General features: G+C 72.6%; 17 protein-coding genes. 7 read left to right on the forward strand and 10 right to left on the reverse strand.

Annotated elements, in window-relative coordinates; genetic code table 11:
* Window positions 1–2 precede the first annotated feature (2 nt).
* Genes hflX through Gocc_RS04660 form a run of 4 tightly spaced genes read left to right on the forward strand, consistent with a single transcriptional unit; the run spans window position 3 to window position 2,945 of the window.
* Window positions 3–1,310: a GTPase HflX gene (gene hflX, locus Gocc_RS04645; protein ID WP_181813369.1), complete on the forward strand. Its 1,308-nt coding sequence runs from the start codon at window positions 3–5 to the stop codon at window positions 1,308–1,310.
* Window positions 1,307–1,744, forward strand: coding sequence for a dUTP diphosphatase (dut, locus tag Gocc_RS04650; RefSeq protein WP_114795374.1), 438 nt, complete (start codon window positions 1,307–1,309; stop codon window positions 1,742–1,744). Before hflX ends, dut begins: the two co-directional genes overlap by 4 nt.
* Entirely contained in the window at window positions 1,741–2,205 is a 465-nt protein-coding gene (locus Gocc_RS04655) for an NUDIX hydrolase (RefSeq protein ID WP_114795375.1), read from the forward strand. The genes dut and Gocc_RS04655 overlap by 4 nt, the downstream gene beginning before the upstream one ends.
* Entirely contained in the window at window positions 2,202–2,945 is a 744-nt protein-coding gene (locus Gocc_RS04660; protein WP_181813370.1) for a tyrosine-protein phosphatase, read from the forward strand. Before Gocc_RS04655 ends, Gocc_RS04660 begins: the two co-directional genes overlap by 4 nt.
* 10 nt (window positions 2,946–2,955) lie before the next feature.
* Here Gocc_RS04660 and Gocc_RS04665 read toward each other — a convergent pair whose 3' ends face one another.
* Window positions 2,956–3,702, reverse strand: a complete 747-nt coding sequence (locus tag Gocc_RS04665; protein WP_114795377.1) for a type 1 glutamine amidotransferase — start codon at window positions 3,700–3,702, stop codon at window positions 2,956–2,958.
* Window positions 3,699–5,069 (reverse strand): MurT ligase domain-containing protein, encoded by a 1,371-nt coding sequence (locus tag Gocc_RS04670; protein WP_114795378.1) that lies wholly within the window; start codon window positions 5,067–5,069, stop codon window positions 3,699–3,701. Before Gocc_RS04670 ends, Gocc_RS04665 begins: the two co-directional genes overlap by 4 nt.
* Window positions 5,070–5,181: 112 nt before the next feature.
* Here Gocc_RS04670 and Gocc_RS04675 point away from each other — a divergent pair, with 112 nt between their 5' ends.
* Window positions 5,182–5,874 carry a homing endonuclease associated repeat-containing protein gene (locus tag Gocc_RS04675; protein ID WP_114795379.1) on the forward strand — a complete coding sequence of 231 codons (693 nt, stop codon included), beginning with the start codon at window positions 5,182–5,184 and terminating at the stop codon, window positions 5,872–5,874.
* Between the two features lie 275 nt (window positions 5,875–6,149).
* Window positions 6,150–7,040, forward strand: coding sequence for a sigma-70 family RNA polymerase sigma factor (locus tag Gocc_RS04680; protein ID WP_147281184.1), 891 nt, complete (start codon window positions 6,150–6,152; stop codon window positions 7,038–7,040).
* A gap of 76 nt (window positions 7,041–7,116) precedes the next feature.
* Here Gocc_RS04680 and Gocc_RS04685 read toward each other — a convergent pair whose 3' ends face one another.
* Together Gocc_RS04685 and uppP are read right to left on the reverse strand one after the other, a co-directional pair.
* Window positions 7,117–8,166: a sigma-70 family RNA polymerase sigma factor gene (locus Gocc_RS04685; RefSeq protein WP_114795381.1), complete on the reverse strand. Its 1,050-nt coding sequence runs from the start codon at window positions 8,164–8,166 to the stop codon at window positions 7,117–7,119.
* Between the two features lie 174 nt (window positions 8,167–8,340).
* Window positions 8,341–9,279, reverse strand: coding sequence for an undecaprenyl-diphosphatase UppP (gene uppP / locus Gocc_RS04690; protein WP_220150451.1), 939 nt, complete (start codon window positions 9,277–9,279; stop codon window positions 8,341–8,343).
* A gap of 325 nt (window positions 9,280–9,604) precedes the next feature.
* On the opposite strand from uppP, the gene Gocc_RS04695 reads away from it, so the two are divergent.
* Entirely contained in the window at window positions 9,605–9,799 is a 195-nt protein-coding gene (locus tag Gocc_RS04695; RefSeq protein ID WP_114795382.1) for a hypothetical protein, read from the forward strand.
* Between the two features lie 18 nt (window positions 9,800–9,817).
* On the opposite strand, the gene Gocc_RS04700 is transcribed toward Gocc_RS04695, so the two are convergent.
* From Gocc_RS04700 to Gocc_RS04725, 6 genes are all read right to left on the reverse strand, one after another.
* Entirely contained in the window at window positions 9,818–10,006 is a 189-nt protein-coding gene (locus Gocc_RS04700) for a hypothetical protein (protein WP_147281185.1), read from the reverse strand.
* Window positions 10,007–10,068: 62 nt separating this feature from the next.
* Complete coding sequence (locus tag Gocc_RS04705; protein WP_114795384.1) at window positions 10,069–10,680, reverse strand: hypothetical protein; 612 nt, start codon at window positions 10,678–10,680, stop codon at window positions 10,069–10,071.
* Window positions 10,681–10,790: 110 nt separating this feature from the next.
* Window positions 10,791–11,303 (reverse strand): adenine phosphoribosyltransferase, encoded by a 513-nt coding sequence (locus tag Gocc_RS04710; RefSeq protein ID WP_114795798.1) that lies wholly within the window; start codon window positions 11,301–11,303, stop codon window positions 10,791–10,793.
* A gap of 5 nt (window positions 11,304–11,308) precedes the next feature.
* Entirely contained in the window at window positions 11,309–12,004 is a 696-nt protein-coding gene (gene ftsR / locus Gocc_RS04715) for a transcriptional regulator FtsR (RefSeq protein ID WP_114795385.1), read from the reverse strand.
* Window positions 12,001–12,450 carry an FHA domain-containing protein gene (locus Gocc_RS16880; RefSeq protein ID WP_181813371.1) on the reverse strand — a complete coding sequence of 150 codons (450 nt, stop codon included), beginning with the start codon at window positions 12,448–12,450 and terminating at the stop codon, window positions 12,001–12,003. Before Gocc_RS16880 ends, ftsR begins: the two co-directional genes overlap by 4 nt.
* A complete protein-coding gene (locus tag Gocc_RS04725) occupies window positions 12,447–12,908 on the reverse strand; it encodes an RsiG family protein (RefSeq protein ID WP_114795386.1) in 462 nt (153 codons plus the stop codon). The genes Gocc_RS16880 and Gocc_RS04725 overlap by 4 nt, the downstream gene beginning before the upstream one ends.
* Between the last annotated feature and the right edge of the window lie 41 nt (window positions 12,909–12,949).

Consider the following 12,949-nt stretch of genomic DNA (forward strand, 5'->3'; position numbering starts at 1 on the left):
GCGTGACGCTGCATCAGCCGAGCCCGGCGCCCGGTGCCGAGCCCGAGCACGGGTTCCTCCTCGCCGTGCTCCCGAAGGGCGCCGACGCCGAGTCCGAGCTGGCGGAGCTGCGCGAGCTCGCGCGCACGGCAGGGGTCGTGCCGGTTGGCGAGATGGTGCAGCACCGCGACCAGCCCGACCGGCGCAGCTACGTCGGCAAGGGCAAGCTCGCCGGGCTCGAGGACGCGTTCGTCGCCTCGGGCGCCGACGTGCTGCTCGTCGACGGCGAGCTCGAGCCGACGCAGCAGCGCACGCTCGAGAACGCCCTCGACGCGCGCGTCGTCGACCGCACGCTGCTGATCCTCGACATCTTCGCCCAGCACGCCGTCAGCGCCGAGGGCAAGCTGCAGGTGGAGCTCGCCCAGCTCGAGTACCAGCTGCCGCGCATGCGCGGCATGTGGAGACATCTCGAGCGCCTCGGCGGCGGTGTCGGCACGCGCGGCCCCGGCGAGTCGCAGCTCGAGACCGACCGTCGCCTCGCCCGCCGGCGGGTGAGCCAGCTGCGCGAGCGGCTGCGCGCGCTGCGCAGTCAGCGTGCTGTGCGCCGCAAGGAGCGGAGCCGCTCGGAGACGCCGACGGTGGCGCTCGCCGGCTACACGAACGTCGGCAAGTCGACGCTCCTGAACGCGCTCACCGGCGCCGACGTCTCGATCGAGAATCGCCTCTTCGAGACGCTCGACCCGACCACGCGCGACTTCGACCACGACGGCAAGCGCTACCTCGTCACCGACACCGTCGGCTTCATCCGCCGCCTGCCCACGCAGCTCGTGGAGGGATTCGCGTCGACGCTGGAGGAGACGCTCGTCGCCGACCTCGTGCTCCACGTCGTCGACGCCTCGCTGCCGGAGGACGCGATGCACGAGCAGATCGCCGCCGTCGACGCGGTGCTGGCGGACATCGGCGGCGGCGAGCTGCCGGTGGAGCTCGTGCTCAACAAGGCCGACCGTCTCGACCCGCTCGCTCGCCGGCGGCTCGCGAACCGGTTTCCGCAGGCACTGCAGATCTCCGCGGCGACCGGGGAGGGGCTCGACGCCCTGCGCGGGCGCATCGCCGACCTGTTCGCCGACCGCTTCGAGGACGTACGTCTGCTCGTGCCCTACGACGAGGGGCGGGTGCTCTCCGACCTGTACGCGCTGGGCGCGCCGATCGACGATCGCAGCGACACCGAGCACGGCGTGCTCATCCGGGCGAGGCTCCCTCATCGCGAGGTGCGGCGCTTTGCCGCCTATCTCGTCGCAGGCGACGGCCTGGAGACGGCTGCGACGACGTGATCGAGCTCGAGGTCATCCGCCTGCGCGACGGCGCGGTGCTCCCGGCGCAGGCATACCCGGGCGACGCCGGGCTCGACCTCGTCTCCTGTGAGCACGTCCGGCTCGATCCCGGGCAGCGGGGAGTGGTGGGGACCGGTGTCGCCGTCTCCGTGCCGGCCGGCCATGCCGGCCTCGTGATCCCGCGCTCGGGCCTTGCCGCGCGCAAGGGGATCACGATCGTGAACGCCCCGGGGCTGATCGACTCGGGCTACCGCGGCGAGCTGCGGGTGATCCTGCTCAACACCGGCACGGAGGAGCCGTTCGACGTCGAACCCGGCATGCGCATCGCGCAGCTCGTCGTCGTCCCCGCGCCGGCCGTTCGCCTCGTCGAGGTGGGGCATCTCGAGCAGAGCGAGCGGGGCGCTGCCGGCCTCGGCTCCTCGGGCCTGCGGTGAACCCCGAGCCGCGCATCCGCGTCTCCGCGATCCTGCGCTGGCACGGGGGCATCCTGCTCTGCCGCCACGAGAAGCGCGGTGCCCAGCGCTGGCTGCTGCCGGGCGGCGGCGTGCGCGGCGGCGAGACCCTGACACAGGCGTTGCAGCGCGAGCTCGCCGAGGAGACCGGCCTGCTCGAGGGCGGCGACGAGCTGCCGCTGGAGGGCCCCGTCGCGATCGTCGACTCGATCTCGCCGGAGCGCAGCCTGTGGTCGAAGCACGTCGTGCACGTCGTCTTCGCCGCTGAGCTCGACGGGTCGCTCGCCGACGTCGTCTCCCACGACGACGCCGTTCGCGGCCACCGCCTGTTCGCGCTCGACGAGCTCGACGGCATCGCCCTGCACCCGCCGATCGCGCGCTTCCTGCAGCGCTGGCAGCCGGGCGATCCCTGCATCTACCTCGGGTCGCTGTGGGCGCCGTGAGTGCCCGTGCGCTGCCCTGGGACGGCTGCCACAACGTCCGCGACCTGGGAGGGCTGCCGACTGCCTCGGGCGGTCGCACGCGGGCGGGCGTGGTGATACGGGCCGATAGCATCGGGCACCTGACGCCGCGCGGGCGCGAGCGCGCGCTGGCGGCCGGCGTGAGGCGCGTCGTCGACCTGCGCTTCCCCGGCGAGGAAGGCGGCGAGCCGGGCGCACGCACGGCCGTCGAGGTGGTGCGCGTCTCGCTCTTCGGCGAGCGCGACGCGGCCCAGGAGGCGGCGTTCGACGAGCGCGTGCGCGACGCCGACGACGTCGCCGCCGCGTTCGCGGACGGCTATGTCGCCGCGCTCGAGCGCAATCGCGGGCGCGTCGGCGAGGCCGTCACGGCGGTCGCCGAGGCAGACGGGCCGGTCGTCGTTCACTGCCTCGCGGGCAAGGATCGCACGGGAATCGTCTCGGCGCTGCTGCTCGCCGCCGCCGGCGTGCCGGACGGCGTCGTCGCCGCCGACTACGCGCTGAGCGAGCCGAACATGCTCGGGCTGTTCGGGGAGTGGGTGGCGGCGTCTCGCGACGAGGGAGAGCATCGCCTGCGCTCGCGCCTCATCATGGCGCCGGCGGCGGCGATGGCGGCGGTGCTGCATTGGCTGCGCACGTCGGCGGGCGGGGCGGAGGAGTACCTGCGCTCCGCCGGTGTCGACGACCCGGAGCTTCGACGGCTGCGCGCCCGCCTCGCCGGCTGAGCGCAGGCGGTTACGCCTTGCCGCCGCGCGCGCGCGCGCGCTGCGCCGCGACCGCGTGGGCGGCCCGTTCGAGCTCGTCGGGGAGCGGCTCCAGGGCCGCGGCGGCGCCCGCGTTCTCGAGGGCGCGGGCGAGCAGCCAGTCGGCGAGCCAGGGGTTCCGCGGCAGCAGCGGGCCGTGCAGGTACGTGCCGATCGCGGTGCCGACCCTGCAGCCCTCGTAGCCGGAGCGGCCGTCGTTCCCGAAGCCGGCGACGACCCGTCCGAGCGGCTCCGCACCGGGGTCGAGCAGCGTGCGGCCTGCGTGGTTCTCGAACCCCGCCACCGTCTGCGGCGCTCCGGGGGCGAAGGAGCATTCGATCAGCACGTCGCCGATCATCCGCGTTTCGCCGGCGACCGTCTCGAGCGGGAACAGCGCCGCGCCGGCGAGCCATGAGCCGTCGCGTCCCCGATAGCCGCGTCCGAGCAGCTGGTAGCCGCCGCACACCGCGAGCAGCGCGGCGCCGGCAGCGACCGCCGCGCGAATCGCCTCGCCGCGCGCCGCGAGGTCGGGCGCGACGAGCGCCTGCTCGCGATCCTGACCGCCGCCCACGTAGAAGAGGTCGACGCCGCCGTCCGGGAGCCCGTCGCCGGGGCCGACGCCCGTCACGTCGAGCGTGTGGCCGCGGAGCCGTGCGCGGCGCTCGAGAACCGCGATGTTGCCGCGATCGGCGTAGATGTTCAGGTAGTCGGGATACAGGTGCGCGACGCGGACCTTCACGCGGCTCCTTCCCAGTACGGCTTCACGAGCCCGCGCTCGGCGGCGATCGCGCGCAGCTGCAGCATCGCCGTGTACGTGGGGAGGACGCCGAGCTCGCCGCCGGGCGGGACGAGCGCGAGCCCGCGGTCGAGTGCCGCCTCGAGGCCGGGCACGACCTCGAGGCGCCCGGGAGGAAACCCGGCATAGGTGAAGCGCAGCGCGAGCTCGGCGGCACGGTCGCCGGCGGCGACGATGCGCTGCGCCCGCTCGAGCAACGGCTCGAAGTCGACGTCCCAGATCCACGACACGTCACGCCCGTCGGCGATCGCGTCGTTGAGCGCGACGACGAGCGCCGGCGGGACGCCTCCTTCGACGAGCGTGCGCACGGCCTCGTTGGCGCCGGCGGGGTTCTTGATCAGCAGCATCAGGATGCCGCGGCCGCCGCCGTCGATGCGCTCGAAGCGGCCGAACGCCGCACTGAAGCCCTCGAGGCCGGCGACGACGTCGTCGAGGGAGGCGTCGAGCGCGAGGCAGAGGGACGCGGCGGCGAGCGCGTTGTAGACGTTGTAGAGGCCGGGCAGAGGCAGGCGCACCCTGCCCGTGCCGGCGGGCGTGACGAGGTCGAAGACGGTCGCGTCGAGCCCCTGCAGCTCGATCGCCCGAGCCACGACGTCGAGCACGGGCCGGGCGTGGCCGCAGCGCGGGCAGCGGTAGTCGCCGAGATGGCCGACGTAGGCGGCTGCGTAGTCGTAGGGCGTGCCGCAGCGCACGCAGTACTTCGAATCGGCCGCGTGCTGGAGCGCCGCGCGCGCGACCCGCGCGTCGTCGACACCGAAGCGGAGGGCGGCCGGGCGGCCGTCGGCGAGCTCCGCGACGAGCGGATCGTCGGCGTTGACGACGAGGGTGGTGGAGCGGGGGAGAGCGGCCACGGCGGCGCGCCAGCGCTCGGCGACGTGCTCCAGCTCGCCGTAGCGGTCGAGCTGGTCGCGGAACAGGTTCGCGAGCGCGACCGCCCGGGGAGCTGTCCGCCGCATCACCTCGGGCAGGGCGAACTCGTCGACCTCGAACAGCCCGAGCTCCGCGCCCTTCGCCTCGAGCAGCGTGGACGCGACGCCGGAGGCGAGATTGGCGCCCGAGTTGTTCCAGGCAAGACGGCGGCGCCGGCCGAGGATGCCCGCCGCCATCGCGGACGTCGTCGTCTTGCCGTTCGTCGCCGACACGAGCGCGCTGCCGAGAGGAAGCCGCGCTGCGAGCGCGTCGATCGCAGTCGGATCGACCTTCCACAGCAGCTTTCCGGGCAGCGTCGTGCCGCCGCCGCACCCCGCGGCGCGCGACAGCCGGCCGACGAGCCGGGCCGCGGATCTCTCGAGCGCGAGGCGTGCTCCCATCGCAGCCGAGGGTACCGTGCCCCGTCGCGCGGCGGCCGGCCCAGAGACTGCCGGTGCGTGCCTCGCTCTGCTCTCCTTGCACTTTGCGCATGATGATCTATAGTGATTGCACATGGCCAGGCCCCGTCGCCGGCACCCGGCGCTCGCCGGGATCGACGAGGCAGCGCTCGCCGAGTTCCGCGCGGGGATCAGACGGCGCTACACGGACGAGCAGATCCTCGAGCAGCTCCGCGCGAGCGCGCAGCGGCTCGGGCGCTCGCCGACGATGCGCGAGTTCGCTGCCGACCCCGGCGCGGGCGTGCACCCGCAGACGGTGATCGAGCACTTCGGCACGTGGAACGCCGCCAAGCGCGCGGCGGGGCTGACGCCGCGACGCTTCATCAGCCGCGACGAGCTGCTCGGCCAGCTGCGCGCGCTCGGCGCGCAGCTCGGGCGCACGCCGAGCGCGCGCGACCTCGACGAGAACCGCAGCCGCGTCGCCTCGAAGTCGCTCGTCTGGCACACGTTCGGATCGCTGGCGGCGGCGCTACGGGAGGCGGGATTCGACGTGCCCGTGGGGGAGGAGCGGCTCGAGCGCGCCGTCGCCCAGGGCGCGGTGCTCGCGCGCTCGCTCGGCCGGCTGCCCAAGATGGCCGACTGGAAGCAAGCACGGCGCAACGACCCCTCGCTGCCCTCGGAGTGGCAGGTGTACCGCATGGTCGAGATCGAGACGGGGCCGTGGGCGGCGTTCCAGTTCCTCGTGCGCGAGCGGCTGCGCGAGGAAGGCGTCGACGTGCGAGCCGACGGACGCCTCGAGTCTAGGTGAGCGAGGCACGACGCGCACGCGAGCAGCGCCTGCGCAGCCTGGGTGCGACCGACGCTCGAGTCGGGGTCGAGGCTGTATCCCGCTACGCCGCACATGCGCCGATTCGATGACCTCACCTGGACGGATCCGTCGACCACACGAGCGTCGCCGGCGTCGATGCGTGCTCTCTACGGAGGGTGTTCGGCATCTCCCGCCCACGCCGTGGGCGGCGGCAGCCGCGAGGGAGGTCGCGAAAATGCCTCAAGTGGGGGAGGACAGCGGCCGATACGTCCTCCGTGGAAGGCAACCTCGCCGAGCCGCTGTTCGACGCCGAGCCGAAACCACCGGACGAGGCGCCGGACTCGGCCACCCAGGATCCGCTCAAGCTCTACGTGCGCCAGATCGGCGACGGACGGCTGCTCACGCCCGCCGAGGAGCGCGAGCTCGCGCGACGCAAGGACGAGGGCGACGAGGCCGCGAAGCGCCGTCTGATCGAGTGCAACCTGCGTCTCGTGATGTCGATCACCCGCAACTACACCCGCGCCGGCGTGCCGCTGCTCGACCTCATCCAGGAGGGCAACCTCGGCCTCATCAGGGCGGTCGAGAAGTTCGACTACACGATGGGCTACAAGCTCTCCACCTACGCGACCTGGTGGATACGGCAGTCGATCTCGCGCGCGCTCGCCGAGCAGGGACGCACGATCCGCCTTCCCGTCCACGTCGCCGACCAGGTGCGGCGCGTCACCCGTGCCCGCCGCGCGCTCGGCCAGAAGCTCAACCGCGACCCCTCGCTCGAGGAGATCGCGAAGGAGGCGGACTTCACGCCCCGGCGCGTCCAGGAGCTGCTCGAGCTCGTCCAGGATCACGTCTCCCTCGAGACGCCGGTGGGCGACGGCGAGAGCACGATGTCCGATCTCATCGAGGACACGAACGCCCTCGCACCGGAGACGGAGACGTCGAACAAGCTGCGGACGTCGGAGATCGGCGAAGCGATCCGCCTGCTGAAGCCGCGACAGCAGCGCGTGCTGATCGAGCGCTTCGGGCTCTCCGGGGGCAAGCCGAAGACGCTCGAGGAGGTGGGAGCGATCCTCGGCATCACCCGCGAGCGCGTGCGCCAGCTCGAGACGCGCGCGCTGCGCGAGCTGCGCCAGGCCGCACCGAGCCTCGAGCACTACCTGCGCACGTAGGCGCGTCCGCGGGCGCGCGCCGGCGTGGAGGTGGAGCCGTATGGACATCGCCGCCCCTCGCGCCCGGCGGCGTGCCTCAGGACTGGACGGCCTGCATCTCGCGGACGCCGGCGAGGTGACGCAGCGAGTCGAGCTCGATCTGGCGCACGCGCTCACGGGTGAGGCCGAGTCGCCGCCCGATCTCCTCCAGCGTCTTCGGCTCGACGCCGCCGATGCCGTAGCGGAGCACGACGACCTCGCGCTCGCGCGCAGGGAGCGCCGACAACGCGCGCCGCAGCGCCTGGCTGCGCAGCGTCATCTCGACGCACTCCTCCGGGAGGGGCTCGCTGCCGGCGACGAAGTCGCCGAGCACGGCGTCGTCGCCGTCGCCGACCGGCGCGTCGAGACTCGCGGACGCGCGGGCCGCGGCACGCACCTCCAGCACCTGCTGCACCGTGAGGGACGCCTCGTCGGCGATCTCCTCGAGTGTCGGCTCGCGTCCGAGCTGCGGCCACAGGGTGCGCTCGGCGCGGTTCATCTTCTGCAGGCGCTCGACGATGTGGACGGGCATGCGGATCGTGCGTGCCTTGTCGGCGAGCGCCCGCGCGACGGCCTGCCGAATCCACCAGGTCGCGTAGGTGGAGAACTTGAAGCCGCGCCGCCAGTCGAACTTCTCGACGGCGCGGATGAGGCCGAGCGTGCCCTCCTGGATGAGGTCGAGGAACGGAAGCCCCTGGTTGCGGTAGTTCTTCGCGATCGAGACGACGAGCCGCAGGTTGGCCTGGATCATCTGCTGCTTCGCGTCGAGGTCGCCGCGCTCGATGCGCTTGGCGAGCTCGACCTCCTGCGCCGCGCTGAGCAGGTGATGCCGTCCCGCCTCGCGCAGGAACAGCTGCAGGGCGTCCGTCGTCGTCTCGGGCGGCGCCGGTGCGGCCGGTGGCGGCTCCGCCGGCGCGGGGTCGGCGATCTCGATGCCGCGCTTCTCCAGCTCCCGCAGCAGCGCCTCCTGCTCGAGAGGCGAGAGCTCGTGCGCCTCGACGAGGTCGGCGAGATCTTCGGCGCGGATCGTGCCGGCCTGCTCGCCGGCCTCGAGGAGGACCCGTACCTCTTCCTGCCCGAGCAGGCTATCGATGTCGATTGTCGTCATGGGGGAGCTCGTGCGGGCTGCCACTTCTAACTCTCCCACCGCCGTATGGCATTTGTCCAGACCCGGCGCGGAGTCGGCCTGGACGCCCTGCGGCTCGACGCACGATAACGTGCGTTATGTCAAGTAACAGGAAATCGGAACACGCTGCGCCCTCCCTGCCGGACGCGCCAGGCGCTAGAAGCTCGCGTCCCGTGCGCCGGCCGCGATGAGCAGGAGAATCGCGGCGGCGGCACAGAGCCGGTAGAGCACGAACACGGAGTAGTCGTGGCGGCGCACGTAGCCGAGCAGCCACGAGATGGCGAGCAGGCCGCTGCCGGCGGCGGCGATCGTGCCGACGACGAACGGCCCCACCCAGCCGGCCGGCAGATCGCCGAAGAGGACGTCCTTCACGCCCTTCAGCAGCACCGCGCCGAGCACGATCGGCACGAGGAGGAGGAACGACAGGCGGGCGGCCGCGTCGCGGCTGAGGCCGAGCAGGCGCCCGGCGGTGATCGTGATGCCCGACCGGGAAACGCCGGGCGCCAGTGCGAGACTCTGCGCGAGGCCGACGAGGAGCCCCTGCCCGAGGCTGAGCTCGTGCACGTCGCGTCGCTGCGGGCGGCGGTCTGCCCACCAGAGCACGGCCGCGAACACGGCCAGCAGGACGGCGATCTGCCACGGCTCGCCGAGGCGGTCCTGGATCACGCTCTCGAGCCCGGCGCCGACGATCGCGGCCGGGATGCTCGCGATGACGATGATCCAGCCGATCTTCTCGTCCTCCCCTGCCACGCTACGCCGTGCGAGGCTGCGCAGCCACGCGACGAGGTAGCGGACGAGATCGCTCCAGAAGTACGCGACGACGGCGACCAGCGTGCCGAGATGCAGGGCGACGTCGAAGGTCTTGTTGAAGGCTTCGTGATCCTTGAGGTATGTCCAGTCGCCGAGCCAGGGAACGACGATGAGGTGCCCCGACGAGGAGATCGGCAGCAGCTCGGTGAAGCCCTGTACGAGCCCGAGCACGAGAGCCTGCCAGTTCGGCAGCTTGCCGGGCTCGTCCCCCCAGCCGAGGGCGGTGAGGACGACGCCGAGCGCGAGCAGCGCGACGGCGGATCCGTAGGCGGCGGCGCGGCGCACCGGCGCATCGTAGTGGAACCGGCGCCGGGGGCAGCGCACACACCCGCACTCTCACGGCCCGAGCGATTTGCTCGCAAATTGCGACAAATCGGCGCGCGGCCCTCTTGACCCTCCCCACTCCGCGCTCTAGCTTCTTGCTTGCACCGAGCACGGGGCGCGAGTAGATCGAAGCCTGGCGCGGAGGCCGTACGCGGAAGCGGAAGGTCGACGGGCCGGGTGGACGAAAGCGCTACCGGCTCGGTGAATTGCTGGTCCGGGCGAGAGCGGCGGTCGGGCAGGCGTCTTCCCGGCTTCCCGGCAAGCGCTTTCGGTTAGCATCCGGCCCGTGCACCTGCGCATGCCGAGCATCGATCGCGGCGTCCAGTCGTTTCTGTGGGCGGTCGTCTTCTTCCTCGTCCTCTACTTCGGCATGGTGGCCGTCGACGTCTCGAAGGCGACGGCGCTCATCCTCTCGCTCGTGGCCGCGTTCCTCATCTTCCTGCTCGTCCGCACGCGCGGCGGCGACACGTCCGGCTCGTAGCCGCGCCGGTACGGCCCCTCAGCGCCGGCTTCCCGCCGTCAGGCTCGAGACGAGCCTGCGCGCGAGCGCCGGGCCGACGGCCTGCTCGAGCCGGAGGCGGGCGGGCGCGCGCGGCGCCTCGCCTGCGCGCTCGAGCGCGAAGCAGTGGCGGAGCAGGGTGTCCAGTGCGTCGGGCCTCGCCGCAGGAAAGGTGACGGTGGTGTCCACGTGCTCTCTCATCGACACCGGCCGCACCGGCTCCTCATCCCTCCCCCCAGGGAACGGGTGGGTCACTGCTCGAGCTCCAGGCGGCGCTCGTCGAACGCGGAGGAGCCGAGCTGCTCGCGGAACGCCTCCACCGTGGGAAGCGCGTCGGCCGCGTACACGTGCGGCACGACGCCGATGCGGGCGTCGTTGACGAACGGGACGTCCACGTGCGCGCGGGTGCACACGTTGATCGAGATCGAACCGCAGCCCGGGCAGGCGACCGCGACGGCAACGCGCGCGGATCCGGCCGCGATGAGCGTGAACGACGACGGCGTCACCGGCCGCGGCCTGTCCTCGAGGTAGCAGAAGAAGCTCCACGGCCATTCCCCGGCTCCGATGCGCATCCCCGCGATCGCCGTCAGCTCGTCGCGGAGGTCGCCGCCGCGCGAGGTCATCAGGTTGACGAACGGCTCGTGCGCGATCAGCCCGAGCGGCGCCACGTCGAGGTCCTCCTGCGTCAGCAGCGCCGCGTGCTCTCCCCCGCACGCGCAGCCGAAGGCGACGCGGTAGACCGCCGGGTGCGCCGTCCCGGCGAGGCGGCCGATCTGCCGGAACGACGAGAGCAGCACGCGCGCCTCGCCGTGCCGCGGACACGAGAGGCGAAACGTCCCGGTGAGGGCGTTCATCCCGGCCATGTGTCAGTGATAGACGATCGATCGGACGGCGAGTTGGCGGCGACCCTCTCGCGAACGGCTTCCCACGGCCGTTGCGGGCGGCACGCGAATCCCTCGGTCGAGGGATCTCCTCAGACGGCGATGAGCGCGTGCACGTCGTAGCCGGAAAGCCGCTCGCGGCCGTGCAGGAACGTCAGCTCGATGACGAACAGCGCGCCCACGACGGTGCCGCCGAGCTGCTCGACGAGATCGACCTTGGCCTTCGCCGTCCCTCCCGTGGCGAGCACGTCGTCGAGCACGATGACGCGCGTGCCCTCCGCGACCGCGTCGGCATGCACCTGCAGGGAGTCGGTGCCGTACTCGAGCGCGTACGTGGCCTCGACGGTCTTCCACGGCAGCTTCCCGGGCTTGCGCGCGGCCACGAAGCCGCAGCCGAGCGCGTAGGCGAGGGCGCCGCCGAAGATGAACCCACGCGCCTCCGCACCGAGGATGATGTCCGGCGTGCGTGGCCCGGCCCAGGCGGCGAGCCGGTCGATCGTCTCCCGGAACGCAGCGGGGTCGGCGAGCAGCGGCATCACGTCCTTGAACACGATCCCCGCGGACGGGAAGTCCGGCACGTCGCGGATGAGCTCGGCGAGATCGATCTCGGTCACCGCTCGGCCACCTCGCGCAGGTCGCGCGTGAGCAAGAGCTGCGCGAGCTCCTGCGCGACGCCGGCCAGCATGTCGAGATCGGCGAGCGCCGCCTTGCGCCGCTCGAGATTGCGCGAGCGCAGTCCGGGTGCGACAACCTGCTCGATGAGGGCGGACTGGCGGCCGGCGGCCGTCCGGAAGGCGCGCAGATGGCGGGCGTCGACGCCGTAGCGGGCGATCTTCGCACACGCGAGCGCGATGTCCGCTTCGCTCTCGCGGTAAAGGCGCTCGCCGGCTTCGATGCGCGGCGCCAACAGCCCGTACTCCTCGAGCTGGCGCGCGAACTCGATGCTGACGCCGGCGCGCCCGCACAGCTCCTGCATGTCGATCTCGTCCTCGACGCCGGCGATGCCGGCTGCGCGGCGCTTCGCGCGGTCGGCGCTCGGCGAGCGCAGCTCGTCGCGGATCACGCGCAGCGGCAGGAACTCGTCTCGCTGGAGCCGCAGGATCGTGACGAGGCGCTCGACGTCCGCCTCCGAGAAGAGGCGGTAGCCGGCGCGCGTGCGCTTGGGGGCGAGCAGCCCCTGGTCCTCGAGGTAGCGGATCTTCGAGATCGAGATGTCGGGGAACTCGGCGCGCAGCCGCTCGCACACGGCGCCGATCGTGTGCAGTCGCGTGGCGGCGCCCGTGCCGCTCTCCGTCGTCGTCGTCATCGGTACAGGAAGGTCATGCGGTACTTGCCGATCTGCAGCTCGTCGTCGTCCTCGAGCGCTGCAGAGTCGATCCGCCGCCGGTTGACGAAGGTGCCGTTGAGGCTGCCGAGATCGCGGATGATGAAGGTGTCGCCGTCACGCACGAGCTCGGCGTGCCTGCGCGAGACGGTCACGTCGTCGAGGAACACGTCGCATGCGGGAGAGCGGCCGATGAGCGTGCGGTCGCCGATCGCCTGGAAGCTCTCCCCCGCCCTGCCGCCGCCCGAGCGCACGACGAGCGACGGCCCGACGATCGCGTCGCCACCTTGCTCGACCACCTCGTCCGGGCTCAGGCTCAGCGTCGTCTCGCCGACGGCGTCGCGCACGAGCAGCGCGCCGCAGCGCGAGCAGTAGCTCGCTGCCTCGGGGCTCTGGAAGCCGCACTCCCGGCAGTAGATGTGGCTCATCGGCCTCCGCCGAGCACCGGGCCGAGGTCGTCCGGACCGATATGCCCGCCGTCGCGCGAGCGGCGCGCACGCTCGGCGCGCACGATGTCGATCTGGCCGTGCAGCACGCGGCGGTTGAGGGAGATGTCGTCCTCCTCCTGCTCGAGCCGGCGGATCTCGGCGCGCAGGGCATCGTCGTCGACCTCGGCGAGGTCGGGCATCGCGCCGAGGGCGCCCTCCTCCTCGGGCAGGTCGCCGCTGCCCGTATAGATCGCGCGCTCGAGCGTCGTCGGGGAGGGCATGTCGAGCGCCCCCGCTGCGACCTGCGCGCGCAGGCGCGCGGTGCGCTCGCCGCGGAGGATGTCGATGCGCCCGTGGAGCAGCCGCCGTCGTCGCGAGATCGCGTCCTCGGTGCTCTCGAGCCGCGAGAGCAGGGCGGACAGCTCGTCGTCGGAGAGAAGCGAGAGGTCGGGGAGCATTTCCACGGTCAGCCTTTCCGTTGCGGGGGCCGGAGGGATTG

The sequence above is a fragment of the Gaiella occulta genome, from assembly GCF_003351045.1.
Taxonomy (GTDB): Bacteria; Actinomycetota; Thermoleophilia; order Gaiellales; family Gaiellaceae; genus Gaiella; species Gaiella occulta.